The organism is Bradyrhizobium sp. LVM 105, assembly GCF_003957705.1.
Taxonomy (GTDB): domain Bacteria; phylum Pseudomonadota; class Alphaproteobacteria; order Rhizobiales; family Xanthobacteraceae; genus Bradyrhizobium; species Bradyrhizobium frederickii.
In genome coordinates, this window is record NZ_QZMV01000004.1 from 117,296 (window position 1) to 136,031 (window position 18,736).

The window sequence follows — 18,736 nt, forward strand, 5'->3', positions numbered from 1 at the left end:
CGCGTGTGGGGCGTGCAGGTTCAGCCCATGTCAGGCCGCCTCCGTCGAGCTGGCGGGCATGCCGCCACGGCTGGCGAGACAAAAGCCGGCGAAGGCGAGCGCGGCCTGCGGATCGTTGCCGGTCGACGGCGGCACGAAGGCGATCGACACCTGCGCCAGTTTACGTCCGCCCAGCAGGCAGGCATCGATCCCTTCGACCACGGCATTGCGATCGTCTGCGGCGAGAAGCGACGGCCAGCCGCTGATCGCAACGCCGCCGCACGGTTTCACGTTCAGCGTGTTGCCGATGGCAAGGCCGAGCCGGAACAGCCGCCGGCGCAGCTCCTGCCGCACGCGCGATGAGATCGGGATCGTGTTCACCCATTCGTTGCCGAGTTGAAGCAACTCGGCTTCGGCAACGCCGAGAAGCTCGGCGAGGGCCGGAATCGACGCATAGGCCTCGACGCAGCCATGATGTCCGCAGCGGCAGCGCGGGCCCTCAGGCTCGAAGACCATGTGGCCGAGCTCGATCGCTTGCAGCGCATCGGCCTTCGCCGGATCATCCATCCAGGCGCCGGCAACGCCGTGGCTGACGAGCACGAACAGATGTGTGTCGCTGAATGGATAATTCTCTGTGCGGCAGCGGTGAAAGGTGGCGTGGGCGACCACCGAATTGGTGATCTCGAGCGGCACGCCGGCGAACATCTCGTCGAACATCCCGCCGACGCGCCCGACATCGCAGGGAATGATCGGGTTGGCCGATATGCTGAGACGGCCGAGGCCTGGAATGGAGACGCCGATCTGGGAGAGGGTGATCCGGCGCCGCCGCGTCCAGTCGCGCAGCAATGTCATGGCTTCGCGAAACGCCTGGCCGACGCTCTCGGCGGTCGGCGTCTTCGGCAGCTTCACCCGCTCGGTGTAGTGCAGTTCGCCCGACAGGCCGCCGACGCCGACGCTGAGATGCTGAGCGGTCAGCTCGAAGGCTGCGACGGCGACCGAGGCATCGAGCGACACGAGGCCGGTCGGGCCGCCGACGTAGGGAGCAGGGCGCCGCACCTCCTCGATCAAGCCTTCGGCCTTCAGGTCGAACAGGATGCGCGACAGGCTCGCTTCCGACAGGCGCACGGCCTTGGCCAGAGGCGGACGGAACGAGCCGCCCGACTGAAGCAGATGGGTCAAAATGGCAGCGCGGGTCTGCCGCCGACTTCTCGGCTGCTCCGGCATTTCCATCCCTGTCGTCATTCTTACTTAGTGTAAGAATGCGCGCGGGGCAGTTCGACTGTCAAGCGTTGGGCGGCGCGGCGCACGGACTTGTTGTTGTGCGCGGCAGCAAGATCGGAGCGGTACGGGTCTCGTAGGGTAGGCAAAGCGAAGCGTGCCCACGATTTCGTACCTGTCGCAGAGAGGTGGTGGGCACGCTGCGCTTTGCCCACCCTACGGCACCTGCACAAACGAAAACGGCGCCATCTTGCGATGGCGCCGTTTCGATAGCCGTATTGGCTCAAGACTTACTTGCGATCCTTCATCGCGACGTAGTCGCGCTTGGTGACGCCGGTGTAGAGCTGGCGGGGACGACCGATCTTCTGCTGCGGGTCCTCGATCATCTCGCTCCACTGGCTGATCCAGCCGACGGTGCGGGCGACCGCGAACAGCACGGTGAACATCGAGACCGGGAAGCCCATCGCCTTCAGCGTGATGCCCGAATAGAAGTCGACGTTCGGGTAGAGCTTGCGGTCGATGAAGTACTGGTCGCTGAGCGCGATCTTCTCGAGCTCCATCGCCACCTTCAGCATCGGATCGTCGCCATGACCGGTCTCCTTGAGCACGGCGTGACACATCTTCTGCATGAGCTTGGCGCGCGGATCGTAGTTCTTGTAGACGCGGTGGCCGAATCCCATCAGGCGGACTTCGGAGTTCTTGTCCTTCACCTTGGCGATGAATTCGGGAATCTTGTCCACGGTGCCGATCTCGGCGAGCATCGCCAGCGCGGCTTCGTTGGCGCCGCCATGCGCCGGACCCCAGAGGCAGGCGATGCCGGCGGCGATGCAGGCGAACGGGTTGGCGCCCGAAGAGCCGGCGATGCGTACCGTCGAGGTCGAGGCGTTCTGCTCGTGGTCGGCGTGCAGGATGAAGATCTTGTCCAGCGCGTCGGCGAGCACCGGGTTGATCTTGTACTCCTCGCACGGCACGGCGAAGCACATGTGCAGGAAGTTCTCGGCGAACTTCAGCGAGTTCTTCGGGTACACGAACGGCTGGCCGATCGTGTACTTGTAGGCCATCGCCGCCAGGGTCGGGATCTTCGCAATCATGCGCATGGATGCGATCATGCGCTGCTTCGGATCGTTGATGTCGGTGCTGTCGTGATAGAACGCGGCGAGCGCCCCGACTGCGGCGACCATGATCGCCATCGGATGAGCATCGCGGCGGAAGCCCTGGAAGAAGCGGGCCATCTGCTCGTGCACCATCGTGTGATGGATCACGCGGTCGTCGAAATCCTTCTTCTGCGCGGCGGTCGGCAGGTTCCCATAGAGCAGGAGATAGCAGGTCTCGAGGAAGTCACCGTTCTCGGCCAGCTGCTCGATCGGATAGCCGCGGTATTCCAGCACGCCCGCGTCGCCGTCGATATAGGTGATCTTGGACTGGCAGCTCGCGGTGGAGGTGAAGCCCGGATCGTAGGTGAACAGGCCGGACTGGCCGTAAAGCTTGCCGATATCGATGACGTCAGGCCCGACGCTGCCGCTGTGGATCGGGAGATCGTAATTCTTGTTTCCGACCGTCAGCGTAGCGGTCTTTGGGCTTGGTTTTGCGTCCATCAGAGGTCCCCGATGTATGGTGAAACGGGCCGGAGCCGGAGGCCCCGAGGCAGATCCTGGGGGCAGGCCGGATGTTCCAGAAGGTACGGGGCAGATGGGTATATTATTGCTATGTGCGCTGCAAGATCGCCGCACGCATGGTCGACTTACGTCGTAGCCTGATCCTTGAGCCGGCCAAGGCTTTCCTGGCGTCCCAGGACGTCCAAAACCTCAAATATACCAGGCGAGGTGGTCCGTCCGGTCAGCGCCGCCCGCAGGGGCTGGGCGACCGCGCCGAGCTTGAGACTATTTTCCTCGGCAAAGGCGCGCAGTGCGGCCTCTGTGGTGGCGCCGCTCCACGTCTCGACTTTCTCCAGCGCGGAATGAAGCTGGCCGATCAGCCTGCGGTTTTCCGGTGTGAGCAGGGCCTGCGCCTTGGGATCGAGCTCCAGCGGCCGGTCGGCGAAGATGAAATAGGCGCCGTCGATCAGCTCGATCAACGTCTTGGCGCGCTCCTTCAGGGCCGGCATCGCCTTGGCGAGCTGCGCGCGCGTGGTGTCGTTCAACTTGGCCTTGAGCTCGTCCCGTCCCGGCACGTGGTCGAGCACGTCCTCGAACATCTTCACGAGTGATTGATCGTCGGCGTGGCGGATGTAGTGGCCGTTGAGGTTTTCCAGCTTGGCGAAATCGAAGCGTGCGGCGGCGCGGCCGACACTGGTGAGATCGAAGGCTGCGATCATCTCCTCGGTCGAGAAGATCTCCTGGTCGCCATGGCTCCAGCCGAGCCGGACGAGGTAATTGCGCAGCGCCGCCGGCAGGTATCCCATGGCGCGGTAGGCATCGACCCCAAGCGCGCCGTGGCGCTTCGACAGCTTCGAGCCGTCCGGGCCGTGGATCAGGGGAATGTGGGACATGCTCGGCAGCGCCCAGCCCATCGCATCGTAGATCTGCTTCTGGCGGGCGGCGTTGATCAGATGGTCGTCGCCGCGGATCACATGGGTGACGCCCATGTCGTGGTCGTCGACCACCACGGCGAGCATGTAGGTCGGGTTGCCATCGCCGCGCAGCAGGACGAGGTCGTCGAGGTTCTCGTTTTGCCAGACCACGCGGCCCTGAACCTGATCCTCGATCACGGTCTCGCCGGTCTGCGGCGCGCGCAGGCGGATGGTCGGCTTGACGTCGCCAGGGGCGGTCGCGGGATCGCGGTCGCGCCACATGCCGTCATAGAGGCGGGTGCGCCCCTCGGCGCGCGCCTTCTCGCGCATGGCGGCGAGCTCCTCGGCACTGGCGTAACAGCGATAGGCCTTGCCGTCGGCGAGCAGCTGCTCGGCGACCTCGCGGTGACGCGCGGCGCGGGCGAACTGGTAGATGACCTCGCCGTCCCAGCCGAGCTCGAGCCATTTGAGACCGTCGAGGATGGCACCGATCGCGGCCTCGGTGGAGCGCTCGCGGTCGGTGTCCTCGATCCGCAGCAGCATCTTGCCGCCGTGCTTCTTCGCATAGAGCCAATTGAACAGCGCCGTGCGGGCGCCCCCGATATGGAGGAAGCCGGTCGGCGAGGGGGCGAAGCGGGTGACGACGGAATCGGTCATTCTTGGCAGGGCCTATGCATTGGAAGCGGTGGTGTATAGCAGGACCGGCGCATAACTAAAGCCCGACGGCGGACCTGCCGGGCCTGCTTAAGCTCTTGGCTCAGCCTCCCGAATTTGGCAGAAGGACCGCTGATTTCCCGACAGGATTTTCGTAATGACAGAACCGGTGGCAGCTGAGGTTGGGCGCGATTTCATTCGTGACATCATCCAGGCCGACCTCGACCAGGGCAAGTACAGGGAGATCGTGACCCGGTTCCCGCCGGAGCCGAACGGCTACCTGCATATCGGCCACGCCAAGTCGATCGCACTCAACTTCGGCATCGCCCAGGAGTTTCCGGGCCGCTGCCACTTGCGCTTCGACGACACCAATCCGGTCAAGGAAGAGCAGGAATACATCGATTCCATCCAGGCCGACGTGCGCTGGCTCGGCTTCGACTGGGGGAAGAACCTGTTCTTCGCCTCGGACTATTTCGACCGCTTGTACGAATGGGCCGAGCAGCTGATCCGCGACGGGCTCGCCTATGTCGACGACCAGACCCAGGAGGAGATCCGCGCCTCCCGCGGCACGCTGACCGAGCCCGGCAAGAACTCGCCGTTCCGCGACCGCAGCGTGGAGGAGAACCTCGACCTGTTCCGCCGCATGAAGGCCGGCGAATTCCCGAACGGCGCGCGCGTGCTGCGGGCCAAGATCGACATGGCTGCCGGCAACATCAACCTGCGCGATCCCGTGCTGTATCGCATCCTGCACGCGCACCATCCGCGCACCGGCACGAAATGGAGCATCTATCCGAGCTACGATTATGCGCACGGCCAGTCGGACGCGATCGAAGGCATCACGCACTCGATCTGCACGCTGGAGTTCGAGGACCACCGGCCGCTCTACGACTGGTTCATCGAGAAGCTGCCGGTGCCGTCCAAGCCGCATCAGTACGAGTTTGCGCGGCTGAACCTCACCTACACGCTGCTGTCCAAGCGCGTGCTGACGCAGCTCGTCCGCGACGGCCATGTCGCGGGCTGGGACGATCCGCGCATGCCGACCATGGCGGGGATGCGCCGCCGTGGCGTGCCGCCGGCGGCCTTGCGCGAATTCGTCAAGCGGATCGGCGTTGCCAAGGCCAACAGCGTTGTCGATGTCGGCATGCTGGAGTTCTGCATTCGCGAGGAGCTGAACCGCACCGCGCAGCGCCGCATGGCGGTCTTGAAGCCGCTCAAGGTCGTGATCGAAAACTATCCGGAAGGGCAGACCGAGGAGCTCGAGGCGATCAATCATCCGGATGATCCCTCGGCAGGCACGCGGAAAATCACATTCGGCCGCGAGCTCTATATCGAGCAGGACGACTTCATGGAGAACCCGCCGAAGAAGTTCTTCCGCCTGTCGCCGGGCAACGAGGTGCGGCTGCGCTACGCCTATTTCGTCAAATGCACCGGCGTGATCAAGAACGACAAGGGCGAGGTGGTGGAGCTGCGCTGCACCTATGACCCCGCAACCAGGGGCGGCAACGCGCCCGACGGCCGCAAGGTCAAGGCGACGATGCACTGGCTGCCGGCCGCGACGTCGAAGCCTGCGGAAATCCGCATCTACAACCAGCTGTTCGCCAATCCGAGCCCGGACGCCTCGAACTTCGCGCCTGATCTCAATCCGAACTCGCTGGATATCCTGTCGGACGCACGAGTCGAGGCAGCTGTGGCCGAGAGCAATTCGACCGAGCCGATGCAGTTCGAGCGCCAGGGCTATTTCGTGCGCGACAAGGACTCGACGCCGGGCAAGCCGGTGTTCTCGCGCACCATCGGCCTGCGCGATACCTTCGCAAAGGAAGTCGCGAAGGGCTGAGGCACCATGAGCACGGAGGCCGACGACATCGTTTCCGCCATTATCGCGAAATGGTGCGCCGGCTTCGCGACGCTCGACGCTGCCGCGCTCTCGTCGCTCTATTCGAAGAACGCGTTCTTCTTCGGCTCCAATCCGAAGCTCTACCGGGGCCGGGATGGCGTTACCGAATATTTCAACGGCCTGCCGCGCTGGCGCCAGCCGAGCGCCGTGTTCTCCGACGTGAACGCAGCGCAGGTCGGCCCGGACCTGATCAACATGGCCGCGACCATCTCGTTCGATCTCGCCGGCGAGCGGGACGATCTCGTCGTCAAGATGAGCTGGGTCATCATCCGCGAGGACGGCGAGTGGAAGATCGTCAATCACCACGCCTCGTCGCAGGCGCCGCTGATCTGACCGTCAGTCGCACACGGCATCGTCATTCCCGAGAGAGAACGAACGCGCTTCCTATGCGTTGGCGTGGGTCCAACAAGGAACCCGCCATGCAAGACATCGCAGAGCATATGGAAGTCATCGGCGCCGGCGGCGTCCATGTCGGCACGGTCGACAAGGTCGAAGGCAACCGCATCAAGCTGACCAGGAAGGACAGCGGTGAGGGCAGCCACAAGGGCCATCATCATTTCATCGACAAGGGCCTCGTTGCCGACGTCGAGGGCAACAAGGTGCGGCTGTCCGCCAAGGCGTCGGTGGCCGTGACAATGGAAGAGGAAAAGTAGGGGCGCCTTCTTGCGTTCCTGATCTGTACCGCTATTCGCCCGGCGATTATATACTTGACACCACAAGCCCTATAGGTGGGGGTCACCGTTCTTCGCACTGTTGACCAAACTCCATGGCGCCGGTATGTTGGGAACCATGGAAAAGGAATCGGCCCCCACCTTTGCCTCTCTGGAAGAGGAAGAAGCCGCCCTTCGGGCGCGGCTGGATAAGATCGCCCAGTTCAAGACGCTAGCGCGTGAGCTGGGTGTATCCTTGGAGGCGACGGGCCTTGCAGTGGGGAGGCCGGTACTTGGCTCTCCGCCCCTCACCATCACGGCCCCGGCAGCCAGTTCTTTCGACGGGACCCTTGGAGACCTGATCCGTTGCTATCGCAGCAATGAGCAGTCCCCGTTCCACAAACTGAAATACGCCGTCCAGAACAACTATGTTGGGATGCTGAACAAGATCGCTGCTGACTTCGGCGCGCATCGTATTGCCGACCTCAGCTCCGACCGCGTGATGCAGCTTTACAACCAGTGGGCTGAGGGCGGAAAAATCTCGATGGGTCATGCCCTGGCGGCGAAGCTCCGCTTGCTGGCGGGCTTCGGCACCACTGTGCTGCATGACGATGACTGCACCTTGTTCTACGCCCGAATGCGCGCCATGCGCTTCCCCGTCGCTGAAAAGCGGCTGGTGGCAATGACGGCAGAGCACGCCGAAGCATTGCGTGCAAAGGCGCATGAATTGGGGTGGGGATCTATCGCGCTTGCTCAGGCAATTCAGTTCGAGTTGCGGCTGCGTCAGGCACAGGTCATTGGCGAGTGGGTCCCCATGTCTGACCCCGCGCCTTCGGCAATCACTTGGGGCAACGAGAAATGGATTCGGGGCCTGAAATGGTCGGACCTGGATGACAAGCTAATTCTCCGCTTCCCTGTCATCGACAAGCGGAAACGCAGAAAGGATATGGAAATCGACCTCTCGTCCAAAATGATGGTCTTGGAAGAAATGGATAAGCTTCCTTCCATACCGTCCACAGGACCGATGATTATTTGCGAGGCGACGGGTCGTCCGTATTCGAACAATGAATTCCGCCGCAAGTGGCGCATCGCAGCCACTAAGGCGGGCATCCCTGACAACGTGAGAAATGCAGACAGCGTTCGCGCTGAAGGCGTTCAAGCGACGAAGGAAGAAGATCAGCCGACCTTCTCGGTCGTGAAATGAAAACGGCGGGCTAGGCCCGCCGTCTGAATCCGTCTGCATGAGGCCGTGGCACTGATGCAGAGGGGAAAGCGAAAAGGGTGCGACCCCCGAGTAGCTTATGCGGCGCGAAACGGGGCGGTCACGGTAAGCCCCGCAGAAGGAGGTGGTCGCGATGCAACCACCATAGTGTAGGCGTGGCGCTGCTTCGGTGGATCAGACTGAAGTGGCGTCACGCCGATACTATAGGTAAATCCTTGGAAAAATGCAAGGAATCCTGTGAGCAAGCCACGCCCAGACGACCAATATAGTGAAGTGGAGGCTCAGAAGCGTTTTGAGACTGCCTTGCGCGGTGCTCTTCAAACAGAGCCAAAACCACTCAAGGAAAAGCCGAAGGCCCGCCCCAAAAAGAAGCCCCCCAATCGGGGGAAAGCGGCAAAGTAGGTTTGGCAGGACGCCGCAACCCCTGATATCGTCGCCGCTATATTGAGCAGGGACAGTAATGCGGACGCCTTGGGGGCAAAATTTCCCGAAGATCAGGGTGAATGTGCCGTGGCAGGGCAACAATGGAGGATTCGGAATTGCGGATCATCCTGCCTATTGGCCCGCCAAAAAGAAGCGGGATGTAAGGGCGGCGATTGCCCTTTGTGACGAATTGGTCACAGAAGAAAATCTGGAATATTTGTATGATCTTGGCTACGGAACCGACCCAATTGTGGCCGTTCCGGCCGTAACTATCCATGAAACCCAGAATGCGCTGGCGCGAACCTATGGGCAGTGGCTGGCGACCAAAATGAATTGGAGCCTGGATTCCAAAATTTACCAGACCAAAACAATTAACCGCGACTTTAACACTGATGGATGGTTCCGAATCGTAAATGAGCCTGCGTACTACGGTAAGGTGGAACCGGGCCGGCCCTACATCATCGCAGATGACGTTTGCGCGATGGGGGGAACATTGGCCAGTCTGCGTGGCTATATTGAGACTAACGGCGGCAAAGTGCTTGGAATGACGGTTTTGGCCAGCGGGAGTGGAAAAAATGTCCAGATTTCCCTTGTCGGCGACACATTCGCGAGGCTTACTACTGCTTGGAACGGTGAGCTCATTGGCGCTTACCCTCAGGAGATCGGTCATGAACTGGAGTCTGTTACGGAGCCGGAAGGACAATTCCTCCTCCGATGCCCGTCTTATGACGGATTCCGAGCGGGCATCGATGGAGCGCGCAACGGCGGAGATTGACGCCGAGGCGGCAGCGCTGCTGCGCAATCGCGGCACGGCCTTCCAATTCACCCCGCGTCAACGGGCGGCTGGCTAGCCGCCCGGATGGCGTCGTTTTGCCCTCAGAAGCCGCCGTATCCACCGGCTAAAATCTCGCTTAGTTAGATTGACGGTACGTCAGACGCTTGCCAGCCGCGCCTTTGACGGCAAGGTCCGCACGTTCTCCGTCGCCAATTCCGAGAGCAACGCGGTTGCTGTAGCGGAAATCAAACTCAGCCAGATAGCGGTGAAGGTGCTTCTCAGAGCAGTGCTGATACACGCCCTTCATTCCGCGCTTAAAGATGCTGTAATAGCCTTCAACCGTGTTGGTAGAGATCACCTTGTCGCCTTCGCGGCGGACGTATTCGTCCTTGCTGTGGTTGACGGTCGCGTGGTCGAGAGCATCAGCCTCAGCAATGTACTTGTAGGAATAGTGCTCGTCCGTCATCAACTGAGCCTCGCGGCTCAGGTTTTCACGAATGATCGGCATCAGATCGCCAACGCGGACGCCGTCAACGTGGAAGCTGCGAGCAGAACCGCCGCGCTCAACCAAGGTCAAAACGACGTTCTTATTCGACCACGCGCGGCGACCGGTCTTGGGCTGGCCTTCTAGAAAGCCATAGAACGTCTCGTCAGCTTCCACGACTTTGCCGCCTGCGCCCATGGGCGCCAGCAAACCACCAGCGCGCATCGCCTCGCGAATGCGATGGGTGAGAAACCAAGCCGTCTTGTAGGTCACGCCAAGGGCGCGATGGAGCTGATGGGAGCTAACGCCCTTCTTGCTCGACGCCATCAGGTAGAATGCCTGTAGCCAGACGTGCAGCTTGATATGGCTGCTTTCCATCACGCTCTTGGTGGTGACGGTGAAGTCTTTGCGGCATTCCTTGGCAGCGCAACGATAGACGCCCGGCTTTTTCTTGTTTTCGTAAGACTTCCCGACCGTGCCGCAGTGCGGGCAAACGCGCTCAGAGCCCCAGCGGATCGCCTCAAGATAGGCGCGGGCCGCTTCGTGGCTCTGGAAGTGCGGTGCGTTGAACTGCGACATGACGCGAAACCCCTTGGAATGATCCAAACCTAGGGGTTGCGTTTTGTGGTGTCAAGTATATAATCGCCATTCGCCCGCCCGCACGTTCCGGTAGCCTTGGCGCCCATCGCGTCGCGTAAGGTGCAGTGGAATGGCGGAGCCGGGCCGGCCAGCACGGTCCCAGGGTATTGCCGGGACGTGGCCGGTTGGCCGCGCCGCAGCCGCTGGCGGCTTTGCGCCGGCGGGTTTTGGCATCTGGCCCGCGATCGTCGAAACGCTCCGCGGATGGGCCCGCGCCGAGGCCGGTCCCGGGCGCCTGCTGCCGTGGGTGCCGGTCGCCTTTGGCGGCGGCATTGCGCTCTATTTTGCCGCCGATCATGAACCGGTGCTGTGGGTTGTCGCGACGACGGCGGCCGCGCTGCTGCTCGGCGCGATCCTGCTGCGGCGGAGCCGACTGTTCGCACCAGCGATCATGATCGCGGCGGTCGCTTCCGGCTTTGCCGGGGCGACCTGGAAGACGGCGCGCATCGACCATACCGTGCTGGCCAAGCCGCTCTATTCCGTGTCGCTGTCAGGCTTCGTCGAGACGCGCGACATCCGGGAGCGCACCGATCGCTTCGTGCTGCGCGTCACCGCGATGGAGGCGCAGCGCAGCGACGTCAGGCTCGATCGCGTCCGCCTGTCGGTGCGCAAGGGCACTGCGCCCGAGGTCGGCAGCTTCGTGCAACTGAAAGCGCGGCTGATGCCGCCGCTCTCGCCGGTGCGCCCGGGAAGCTACGACTTCTCGCGCGACATGTTCTTTCAGGGTATCGGCGCCTCCGGCTTCGTGATGGGCGCGATCACGGCGTCAGTGCCGCCGGACGCCGGCGGCCTGCGGCTGCGCTACGCCGCCTTCATGCAAGGCCTGCGCGATGCGATCGACGCCCGCATCCGCGCAACGCTCGAGGGCGACAACCGCGCGATCGCGACCGCGCTGCTCACCGGGCGGCGCGATGCGATCTCCGCGCCCGTCAACGACGCGATGTTCATTTCGGGGCTCGGGCACGTTCTCTCGATCTCCGGCTATCACATGGCGGTGGTCGCGGGCGTGGTCTTCTTCGCGGTGCGCGCGCTGCTGGCGTTGATTCCGGGCCTGGCCGTCGGCTTCGCCATCAAGAAATGGTCGGCGGCCGCAGCATTGGTGGCCGCCGCGTTCTATCTGTTGCTCTCGGGCGCCGAGGTCGCAACGCAACGATCGTTCTTCATGACGGCGGTGGTGCTGATCGCGGTGATGGTCGATCGCCGCGCCATCACCTTCCGCACGCTGGCGGTGGCGGCGCTGATCGTGCTTGCGGTTGCGCCGGAGGCGCTGGTGCATCCGAGCTTCCAGAACTGGAATGTATAGCCGGTTCTGCGTGCGCTTTAATCTATAAAACCATTGATCCGCTTGGGTTTTTCGATTTAGGGCGCTTGCCCTTGAGCGAACAAAAACAGGCCGAAAGGGGGCTGATTTCGGGATTACACGGCGGAAAGTCCCGGAAAACATCCCGGAGGACGTTCACGCATCGTTCAAATGGAGACGCTTCGTGATGCACGCGCCTCCTAGCCTAGAAATGCGAAGGGCCGCCACGGCAAATGGCAGCCCAGATCGCAATCAGAAGTCCAGTGCATCAGAATTTACACCAGCGACCGTCCATTCGCAAGGATCGGACATGCTGGCGTTTCAGGCGCACCGCTGCGCCCGCCTATTCGCCTTACCATACGCCACAGCGCTAACGATCGCGCAACTTGCCTATGGGGCGAGGCCATGATGGCGCACCAGATCGCCGCGAAAGCCGCCGGCGGGCGGGTCTCCATCGTGGGCTACCGCAATCCTGCCGACGGCAGCGAGACCTACGGGGCCGCCTACACGCCCATAGGGAGCCGCAGCGCGCCCGACTGGCTGTCTCCCCAGCGCTTCGCCGATCGAGCCCATGCTGAGGCTGCCGCGGCGGTCTTGGCCGCCTTCCTGGGCGTGGAGGTCCGGCAGTGAGCGCGAAGAAAGAATTCTTCATCCGCAAGCTTCGATGGCTCGATGAGGTCTCGATAACGGCCGGCAAGGATCATTTCACGGCCCATGTCGCGATGATCATCGGAAAGCATCTAAACAGCGAAACGGGTCAGACCTTCGTCGGACGAGAGACCATCGCAGACCTAATCGGAGGGCATGTCCGCACGGTCGAGTTGGCGATTCAGAAGCTAGAGAAATGGAAGTTGCTCCATGTCGATCGGGCCCGCGGCCGTGGCCACGTCAATACCTACACCATGACCTTCCCGGAAAAGGCGGTCTCCACACCGCCTTTAGAGAATGAAAAGGCGGTCCCTACACCGCCTTTTGTTGCGGAAGAAAAGGCGGTCAGCAAAGAGGTAAAAGGCGGTGAAAGTCCTCTTAAAAGGCGGTCCCCAGACCGCCCTAACCTTAAAGATTCTAACCTTGAAGAAATAACCTTAGGGATAACGGGTGTTTCAGATGGTGCTGTGGCGACACCGCCCGCCCGTCTTCGACCGGTGCCAGTAGCGCAACCGAAGAGCTTCCGAAACAGAGGGGAGTTCGAGCAGCGCATCGCCGAGCTAATTACAGAAGCCGGCGGGGATGGCTGGGACGTGCTGATGGAGCTCGACGAAGTCCGAGTCGCGGCGCTCTGCCGCCGGCTCAAGAATGGCGTGCTCACACAGATCGAGATCGCGGAGCTATGCGCTCCCCATCGTCAACAGAGAGGGCTCGCATGAGCGACAAACCGGACGACTTGAACGATCAGATACGCAACACCATCAACGAGACAATCTCGTCGTTGGTGGCTGTCGGATGCTCGCACGAGACGGCCTGCGGGCTGCTTGTGGTCCAAGGGATGATCAGGATGCGGGACCGCGAGAAGATCGCAGAGCTGCGCGATTTCCTCGATAGCTGCACCGAAGTTGGGGACGACGATGAAGGAGACTGAGGCCAAGCGGCAGTACGATCGGCGTCGCGGCAGCGCTCGCCGGCGTGGCTATACGCGCGCTTGGGACGTGGCCGCAGCAGCATTCAAGCGCGACAATCCGCTTTGCGTAATGTGCGCCAAGGAAGGCCGGTGGACGCCAGTCTTCGCAGTGGACCACATCATCCCGCATAAGGGCAATCAGGACCTGTTCTGGGACCGGTCCAATTGGCAAAGCCTTTGCGAGCCCCACCACAACCGTGACAAGCGGCTGATTGAGCGTGGTCGACTTCCGCAAAAAGTTGGGTCCGATGGTTGGCCTATCGGTTGAGCACCCACCCCCCGTGCCAAAGTCTGGGCGATTCACATTCGGGACCGATGGCGCCGGAAAATTCGCAAAAAGCCAAAAATAGATTTTGGAATTTCTACTATGGTCAAAGGCAGACGTCCAAAGCCACCCCATCTCCGCCTGGTTGACGGCACACACCGGCCCACGAGACACGGCCGCGAGGCTGACGTCCGGGCTGCCGTCGAGCGTGATGCGCACGGCTTCGGTTCGCTTAAAATGCCGTCGTACCTCAAAGGGGAGGCGCGGGCCGCCTGGAAACGATACATCGAGCCGGCCCATTGGTTGGATGCCTCTCGCGAGCCGTCAGCGATTGTTTTCTGCGAGCTCTATCAGGAGATGCGACGTGCACCGGCCAGCTTTCCGGCTTCGAGGCATGCTCAGCTCCGCGGGTACATGGCGGATCTGGGCCTAACAGACGAGCGCAGGCGGCCAGTCGCCGAGAAGTGCGTTCGCGACGAATTTTTCGACGATTGAGCGGCCAACGAGATGCTCAACACAAAATCCAAGGCCGTCCTCGCCGAAATGCTCTACAATCTCGCAGAAGCGAGCGGAGATCGTGACGTTCTTCGATCTGCGAAAGAGTTGATGCGCGCTCATGGCGGCAGAACGGCCAATCCAAACAATCATGCGCTAGTCGCTGAGGCGCAGCGTCGCTTAGCGACAAACGCTGAACAGCCCACTCCGAAAAAGGAAGTTGAGATATTGCGCTGCGTTGCCCGAGATCTATCGCCTTATGAAGATCGCAACAAATGTGCGGAGCGAATCCGCAAACACCTGCGATTGGCCGAGCGCAAGAAAAACCAACGCAAGTGATTTCGTTGGTCAGGGGACGTGCCATCGTAGGGCCAATCATTCACGAGGCGCAGTGATGGCACCGCTGAAACTACTCAAGAGCAACGACAACTCCAACCTGCTGAGACCCGAAGACGTCTCCCCGAAGCTCAGTGAGCTTCGCCAAAAGGCTGAGGCCATCGGCTGCGACATTGAGGCGCTACGCCGGCGCCAGAGAGAGTTGGCGGATGCCGCCGGAGATGCCACGTGGGATGCTAAAGGCGATGGCGGATCAAACGCAGCAACAGAAGCCCGAGTGGCAAAGATCCTTGGTCGGCAGCCGGTCGAAGTAGCGCCCAAGCGGGACCTTGATAGAGATATTCAGGCGATCGGTCGCGACATCAAAGATCGCGAGGCGGCTCTTCTGGTACTTGACCGCGAGATCGACGTTGAGCGTCGCGCCGCGTCGGCAATTGTCATGAAGCGTCTGGAGCCCGCATATCGCGAGATCGTCGCGCAGATCTGCAAATCTTTGCTTGAGCTTCATGAGGCGAACCGGCGCTACAACGAATTCGCCGACCATGTGAACGGGAACAACGTCGACTGGTCGGGTATCAGCGGAATGGCACCTTGGTTCCTCGGGCACCCGAACAATCCAGACAGCAACCTAGCGCGGTATCTGCGTGAGGCTGTCGAAGGGAGCTTCATGAAGGCAGCCGACTTCCCGCCGGAGTTTCGTTGAAATGAGTTGGCGCGATTACGAGACCATGGCCAGGCCTTGCCCGATCGAATACGGCGCCCCGGTCAGCATCAATTGGGTGCCGGACGAGGAGCGACGTGAGATCCGCCGTCTGAGCGCAGGGCACAGACTCGCCATTGGAGGATACGCAACCCGCTTCAAGAAGCCTCACCCCTATAAGGAAGGCATCGACGTCTTCATGCCTGGGTGTTTCGCAAGGACGCTAATTCAGAAGTCGGATGTGCGCCTTCTCGAAGATCACAACGAATACAAGCTTCTCAATGTGACGGGTGAGGGTCTGCATATTTGGGCTGACGAAGTCGGCCTCAGCTTCAAAGCTATCTTACCAGACACTCCAGAGGGACATCGCGTCTATGCTGGTGTCAAGTCCGGATCGAAGACGAGCGTCTCAGTTGGATACCACGTCTCCGATTTCGAAATGAAGAGAATCGAGGGTCGCGAGGTCAGGCTCATTCATGCTGCGCGCCTCGGTGAGATTAGCATCGTCGACAAGGGGGCTGTGAAAGAAGCGTATGCGATCTGTCTGAGTGATGACGATCGGATTGAGCAGCCTCTCTTGCAGAGTAAATGGGAGGCCGATTTCGAAGCGTCAGTCGCTCGATTTAAGGAAATACTTTGCGAGCTGCAAAAACGCGTCGTGGAGCACTACTCGTGAGAGTCAATTCGTCTCGATCGAATGCGGCGCCCCGCGTTGATGCCGAACGCGATTACGGCGCGATCTGCGACACATCGCTGCCGACGTGGCCGGGAAGGCCGGAGAAGTCAAACGTGTGGAGGTTTGTATGAGCCGAAAATCTACCATGTCCATGGCCATCGCGATGGCGGTGCTGTCGGCTCTTCCGGCGCTGGCGCAGAGCAGTCCCGAAACCAATCTGCGGAGGTGTGCGCCGCTGGATTTTTCCTCTGGAAACTTCCGAAATGTGACCGAACCGGGAGATGTTCGCATTCTGCCGACAGACCAAGTGGTGCTGATCAACAAGGTGAAGCCCGAAGCGACGCGCGTCATTTTCGGCCGGGCGACATCCGTTCTTTCGCTATTCGTCCTCATAAAGGATTGCAGCGGGACCGCGCAGAAGTACGTCCTGACAATCTCTGGAGAAATCGACGTCGGCGAAACCACGATTGATGGAAACTATGGCATCGCGGCCTTCCGGCGCGTTGGCGATGCTTGGATGATCCAATAACGATTCAGAAACATGAGCGACCAAGACAGAGTCATCGTTGGCCTGAAGCGCGAACTGAAATCGACGCGCGATCAAGTGCGCGAATTGAAAACGCAGAACGGCCGTTGGCATGTTGTCGCGCAGACGTTGCGCAAGCTCGCCGGATTGGACGAAGCCAAGTTCAAGAACCTACTACAAGCGGAATCTCTCCCCTCTGAGTGACTAGGCTGCGCTCGCCTCAAGAGCGTTTCGGATCTGGGCTTTCCCGTAAAAGAGCCCCGCCTTTGGACATCGGCGTGAACGTCTCTCAGCGGCCTCCCTGATTGGGGCCTCTCCTCGACGAGAGACGCTTAAAAAATGTCACGGTTCGCGCGCAAGCCTTCTTCAGCTACCGCCTTTCTCCTCGCTGTGCTGGCAATCATAGCCAGCGCGCTTGCTTCGCCTGTGCTCGCCCAAGAGAGTTTCGGCACCTCTCCAATGCATGTTCGTCGGGGCGGGACCGGGGCGGAGACGCCGGCGGGCGCACGCAGCAATCTCCAAGTCGACAAGTTCACCGGTCACGGCGATTCCGCATATTCGATCGATGCCTCAGACCGCGTCGTCGGCACCAATGCGACTTTCACGGCGTCACGGACCTGGACGCTGCCGGCGGCGAACGCCGTCAATGCCGGCCAAGAGCTCATCGTCGCCGACTTCGCCGGCACCGTCACCGGCACCAACACTCTGGTAATCGCGCGCGCCGGCAGCGATACCGTCAACGGCGGCACCAGCGTCACCATCAGCTCGGCCAACGGCGCTTATATCCTGGTGTCGGACGGGTCCTCGAAGTGGACAGCGCAGGCTGTCGGATCATCGATCGCGTCTGGCGTCAGCTCGCTGGATGGTGTGACCGGCGCGATCTCGACGCAGATGGGCAGCCTCGACGTCACCGGCTCGACGCTCTCCACCAACTTGCTGTCATCGCGCACCTTTGCGGCGACGCAGGATCTATCAGCTTTCAGCGCGGTCCGGACGCTGGGCTATGCGACCGCGGGCGATGGCGGCGAGGCAACGTTCCAGAAGATCGGGGGCAACTTCATCGACACCCAAATAGTATCCGGCACCCTTACAGCGAACGGAACCTCTGGCTGCACCAACGGCACATACTATGGCGTCGACCTTGATGGTGGGTCCGGTCGTGGGGCCAAGGCCGTCGTCACAGTGTCTGGGGGTGTGGTTACCGTCATCTCCATGGGCCGAGGCGGGCGAAACTCCGCGATCGGATATGCCGCGGGTGATGTCCTTTCCATCGGTAGCACAATTCCAGGCTGCTCTGGCGCGAAGACTTGGACAGTCTCGACGGTCACAACTCCGACAGGCAGTTTCACCGATAGCGCCGGCAACAAGTGGCAAATCCAATATCCGGCCGCAGGCCTGGATACCCGCGCCTTTGGCGTTAAGTTCGATTGGGATGGCAATGACGGCACCGCGACCAATAACACCGAAACGCTTCAAAACGCGATCAGCTTTGCGGGCTATCGCACCGCAACCATCTCAGATCTCGGTGGTGCGATTGGCGGTCAGGTTCTTCTTGCTAAAGCAACCGCTCTGTACGGGTGCAATGTTGACGATTCTCTGATTGTTCCCCAGGGCGTTAAAATAAAGGGGCAGGGCAACTACACGAGCGTCATCAAAATCTGCGACACCTTTAATGCTGCTTCAAACCAGGTCGAGCTCTGCGACAGCAACACGCACCTTGCCTGTTTCGGTACGCTGCTGGAAGATTTCCAGATCTTCAACAGCGCTTCTGTCAGCGGCATTTCCTCGCGCTCTGTGGTGTACACCAATAACGCCCAGCACGAAGCCGGCATGCGCCGCATGACGATATATCCCGGCGGCTGCGGACGAGGAGCGACTTACGAGACTGGCTATGGCGGCGCTACCTACATTTTGATGGACAGCGTTGAATACAAGGGAGGTAAGTCCAACGCGAACTGTGGCGGAGCGAACGGACCGGAGGTCTACATCAACTACGGCACCACGCAGGTCATGGTCAACAACCTCAACCTTTCCGGGTTCTCTTCCGGCTCTGGCGGCCCTCGCGCCGATGGTTTGGCAATCGTGGGCGGCTTTGTCGATATCGTCGGTATCCACACCGAGCAGATTATCAATCCGGTGACGATCAATATCACGAGCATAAACAACGGCCAGGTCCGGGCGCGCTCGGTGATCGGCGGTGTCGACTGCGTCGGCATGTTCACGCTGGCCGGAACCAACACGTCGGGCAACTTCATGCTCAGTCCGCCGAAAGCGGTCAATGGCTGCACGCGCCTCGTGGCCAATGCTCAAGCGGGGGGCTCGAACCTGACCGGACCGGTGTTGGTGGATACGATTTTCAATCCTTGAGGTGAT

At 61.1% G+C, this 18,736-nt stretch carries 19 protein-coding genes and 1 pseudogene; 16 read left to right on the forward strand and 4 right to left on the reverse strand.

Annotated elements, in window-relative coordinates:
• Positions 1 to 30 precede the first annotated feature (30 nt).
• From D6B98_RS12930 to gltX, 3 genes are all read right to left on the reverse strand, one after another.
• Positions 31 to 1,209 carry an ROK family transcriptional regulator gene (locus D6B98_RS12930; RefSeq protein WP_205680482.1) on the reverse strand — a complete coding sequence of 393 codons (1,179 nt, stop codon included), beginning with the start codon at positions 1,207 to 1,209 and terminating at the stop codon, positions 31 to 33.
• A gap of 278 nt (positions 1,210 to 1,487) precedes the next feature.
• Positions 1,488 to 2,792, reverse strand: coding sequence for a citrate synthase (gltA, locus tag D6B98_RS12935; protein WP_126257390.1), 1,305 nt, complete (start codon positions 2,790 to 2,792; stop codon positions 1,488 to 1,490).
• 146 nt (positions 2,793 to 2,938) lie between these two features.
• Positions 2,939 to 4,363, reverse strand: a complete 1,425-nt coding sequence (gene gltX / locus D6B98_RS12940) for a glutamate--tRNA ligase (RefSeq protein WP_126257391.1) — start codon at positions 4,361 to 4,363, stop codon at positions 2,939 to 2,941.
• A gap of 154 nt (positions 4,364 to 4,517) precedes the next feature.
• Between gltX and D6B98_RS12945 the strand changes: the two genes are divergently transcribed.
• The 5 genes from D6B98_RS12945 to D6B98_RS12965 all read left to right on the forward strand — a co-directional run bounded on the left by D6B98_RS12945 (position 4,518) and on the right by D6B98_RS12965 (position 9,324).
• Entirely contained in the window at positions 4,518 to 6,194 is a 1,677-nt protein-coding gene (locus D6B98_RS12945; RefSeq protein WP_126257392.1) for a glutamine--tRNA ligase/YqeY domain fusion protein, read from the forward strand.
• A gap of 6 nt (positions 6,195 to 6,200) precedes the next feature.
• A complete protein-coding gene (locus D6B98_RS12950; RefSeq protein ID WP_126257393.1) occupies positions 6,201 to 6,587 on the forward strand; it encodes a nuclear transport factor 2 family protein in 387 nt (128 codons plus the stop codon).
• Between the two features lie 86 nt (positions 6,588 to 6,673).
• Complete coding sequence (locus tag D6B98_RS12955; RefSeq protein WP_126257394.1) at positions 6,674 to 6,907, forward strand: DUF2171 domain-containing protein; 234 nt, start codon at positions 6,674 to 6,676, stop codon at positions 6,905 to 6,907.
• 136 nt (positions 6,908 to 7,043) lie between these two features.
• On the forward strand, positions 7,044 to 8,108 hold the full coding sequence (locus D6B98_RS12960; RefSeq protein ID WP_126257395.1) for a site-specific integrase: 1,065 nt from the start codon (positions 7,044 to 7,046) through the stop codon (positions 8,106 to 8,108).
• Positions 8,109 to 8,625: 517 nt separating this feature from the next.
• On the forward strand, positions 8,626 to 9,324 hold the full coding sequence (locus tag D6B98_RS12965; protein WP_126257396.1) for a phosphoribosyltransferase: 699 nt from the start codon (positions 8,626 to 8,628) through the stop codon (positions 9,322 to 9,324).
• 136 nt (positions 9,325 to 9,460) lie between these two features.
• Here D6B98_RS12965 and D6B98_RS12970 read toward each other — a convergent pair whose 3' ends face one another.
• Complete coding sequence (locus D6B98_RS12970) at positions 9,461 to 10,387, reverse strand: IS1595 family transposase (protein ID WP_126257397.1); 927 nt, start codon at positions 10,385 to 10,387, stop codon at positions 9,461 to 9,463.
• A gap of 130 nt (positions 10,388 to 10,517) precedes the next feature.
• Here D6B98_RS12970 and D6B98_RS12975 point away from each other — a divergent pair.
• From D6B98_RS12975 to D6B98_RS13025, 11 genes and pseudogenes are all read left to right on the forward strand, one after another.
• Positions 10,518 to 11,735 (forward strand): annotated as a pseudogene (locus tag D6B98_RS12975) (ComEC/Rec2 family competence protein); the annotation flags it as partial.
• A gap of 420 nt (positions 11,736 to 12,155) precedes the next feature.
• Complete coding sequence (locus tag D6B98_RS12980) at positions 12,156 to 12,377, forward strand: hypothetical protein (protein ID WP_126257399.1); 222 nt, start codon at positions 12,156 to 12,158, stop codon at positions 12,375 to 12,377.
• Positions 12,374 to 13,114, forward strand: a complete 741-nt coding sequence (locus D6B98_RS12985; protein ID WP_126257400.1) for a hypothetical protein — start codon at positions 12,374 to 12,376, stop codon at positions 13,112 to 13,114. Before D6B98_RS12980 ends, D6B98_RS12985 begins: the two co-directional genes overlap by 4 nt.
• Positions 13,111 to 13,326, forward strand: coding sequence for a hypothetical protein (locus D6B98_RS12990; protein ID WP_126257401.1), 216 nt, complete (start codon positions 13,111 to 13,113; stop codon positions 13,324 to 13,326). The genes D6B98_RS12985 and D6B98_RS12990 overlap by 4 nt, the downstream gene beginning before the upstream one ends.
• Positions 13,313 to 13,633: an HNH endonuclease gene (locus D6B98_RS12995; protein ID WP_126257402.1), complete on the forward strand. Its 321-nt coding sequence runs from the start codon at positions 13,313 to 13,315 to the stop codon at positions 13,631 to 13,633. Before D6B98_RS12990 ends, D6B98_RS12995 begins: the two co-directional genes overlap by 14 nt.
• 504 nt (positions 13,634 to 14,137) lie before the next feature.
• On the forward strand, positions 14,138 to 14,464 hold the full coding sequence (locus tag D6B98_RS13000) for a hypothetical protein (protein ID WP_126257403.1): 327 nt from the start codon (positions 14,138 to 14,140) through the stop codon (positions 14,462 to 14,464).
• Between the two features lie 55 nt (positions 14,465 to 14,519).
• Positions 14,520 to 15,164 carry a hypothetical protein gene (locus tag D6B98_RS13005; RefSeq protein WP_126257404.1) on the forward strand — a complete coding sequence of 215 codons (645 nt, stop codon included), beginning with the start codon at positions 14,520 to 14,522 and terminating at the stop codon, positions 15,162 to 15,164.
• Position 15,165: 1 nt separating this feature from the next.
• Positions 15,166 to 15,837: an HK97 family phage prohead protease gene (locus D6B98_RS13010; protein ID WP_126257405.1), complete on the forward strand. Its 672-nt coding sequence runs from the start codon at positions 15,166 to 15,168 to the stop codon at positions 15,835 to 15,837.
• 145 nt (positions 15,838 to 15,982) lie between these two features.
• Complete coding sequence (locus tag D6B98_RS13015; RefSeq protein WP_126257406.1) at positions 15,983 to 16,366, forward strand: hypothetical protein; 384 nt, start codon at positions 15,983 to 15,985, stop codon at positions 16,364 to 16,366.
• A gap of 12 nt (positions 16,367 to 16,378) precedes the next feature.
• Complete coding sequence (locus D6B98_RS13020; protein WP_126257407.1) at positions 16,379 to 16,567, forward strand: hypothetical protein; 189 nt, start codon at positions 16,379 to 16,381, stop codon at positions 16,565 to 16,567.
• A 135-nt stretch (positions 16,568 to 16,702) separates the two neighbouring features.
• Positions 16,703 to 18,730 (forward strand): hypothetical protein, encoded by a 2,028-nt coding sequence (locus D6B98_RS13025; RefSeq protein WP_126257408.1) that lies wholly within the window; start codon positions 16,703 to 16,705, stop codon positions 18,728 to 18,730.
• The last annotated feature ends 6 nt before the right edge of the window (positions 18,731 to 18,736 follow it).

What these genes read in the sequence shown, in the direction of transcription:
- D6B98_RS12930 (WP_205680482.1), bottom strand. Translation starts at nt 1,209, where the DNA reads ATGGAAATGCCGGAGCAGCCGAGAAGTCGGCGGCAGACCCGCGCTGCC.
- gltA (WP_126257390.1), bottom strand. Translation starts at nt 2,792, where the DNA reads ATGGACGCAAAACCAAGCCCAAAGACCGCTACGCTGACGGTCGGAAAC.
- gltX (WP_126257391.1), bottom strand. Translation starts at nt 4,363, where the DNA reads ATGACCGATTCCGTCGTCACCCGCTTCGCCCCCTCGCCGACCGGCTTC.
- D6B98_RS12945 (WP_126257392.1), top strand. Translation starts at nt 4,518, where the DNA reads ATGACAGAACCGGTGGCAGCTGAGGTTGGGCGCGATTTCATTCGTGAC.
- D6B98_RS12950 (WP_126257393.1), top strand. Translation starts at nt 6,201, where the DNA reads ATGAGCACGGAGGCCGACGACATCGTTTCCGCCATTATCGCGAAATGG.
- D6B98_RS12955 (WP_126257394.1), top strand. Translation starts at nt 6,674, where the DNA reads ATGCAAGACATCGCAGAGCATATGGAAGTCATCGGCGCCGGCGGCGTC.
- D6B98_RS12960 (WP_126257395.1), top strand. Translation starts at nt 7,044, where the DNA reads ATGGAAAAGGAATCGGCCCCCACCTTTGCCTCTCTGGAAGAGGAAGAA.
- D6B98_RS12970 (WP_126257397.1), bottom strand. Translation starts at nt 10,387, where the DNA reads ATGTCGCAGTTCAACGCACCGCACTTCCAGAGCCACGAAGCGGCCCGC.
- D6B98_RS12980 (WP_126257399.1), top strand. Translation starts at nt 12,156, where the DNA reads ATGGCGCACCAGATCGCCGCGAAAGCCGCCGGCGGGCGGGTCTCCATC.
- D6B98_RS12990 (WP_126257401.1), top strand. Translation starts at nt 13,111, where the DNA reads ATGAGCGACAAACCGGACGACTTGAACGATCAGATACGCAACACCATC.
- D6B98_RS12995 (WP_126257402.1), top strand. Translation starts at nt 13,313, where the DNA reads ATGAAGGAGACTGAGGCCAAGCGGCAGTACGATCGGCGTCGCGGCAGC.
- D6B98_RS13000 (WP_126257403.1), top strand. Translation starts at nt 14,138, where the DNA reads ATGCTCAACACAAAATCCAAGGCCGTCCTCGCCGAAATGCTCTACAAT.
- D6B98_RS13005 (WP_126257404.1), top strand. Translation starts at nt 14,520, where the DNA reads ATGGCACCGCTGAAACTACTCAAGAGCAACGACAACTCCAACCTGCTG.
- D6B98_RS13010 (WP_126257405.1), top strand. Translation starts at nt 15,166, where the DNA reads ATGAGTTGGCGCGATTACGAGACCATGGCCAGGCCTTGCCCGATCGAA.
- D6B98_RS13015 (WP_126257406.1), top strand. Translation starts at nt 15,983, where the DNA reads ATGTCCATGGCCATCGCGATGGCGGTGCTGTCGGCTCTTCCGGCGCTG.
- D6B98_RS13020 (WP_126257407.1), top strand. Translation starts at nt 16,379, where the DNA reads ATGAGCGACCAAGACAGAGTCATCGTTGGCCTGAAGCGCGAACTGAAA.
- D6B98_RS13025 (WP_126257408.1), top strand. Translation starts at nt 16,703, where the DNA reads ATGTCACGGTTCGCGCGCAAGCCTTCTTCAGCTACCGCCTTTCTCCTC.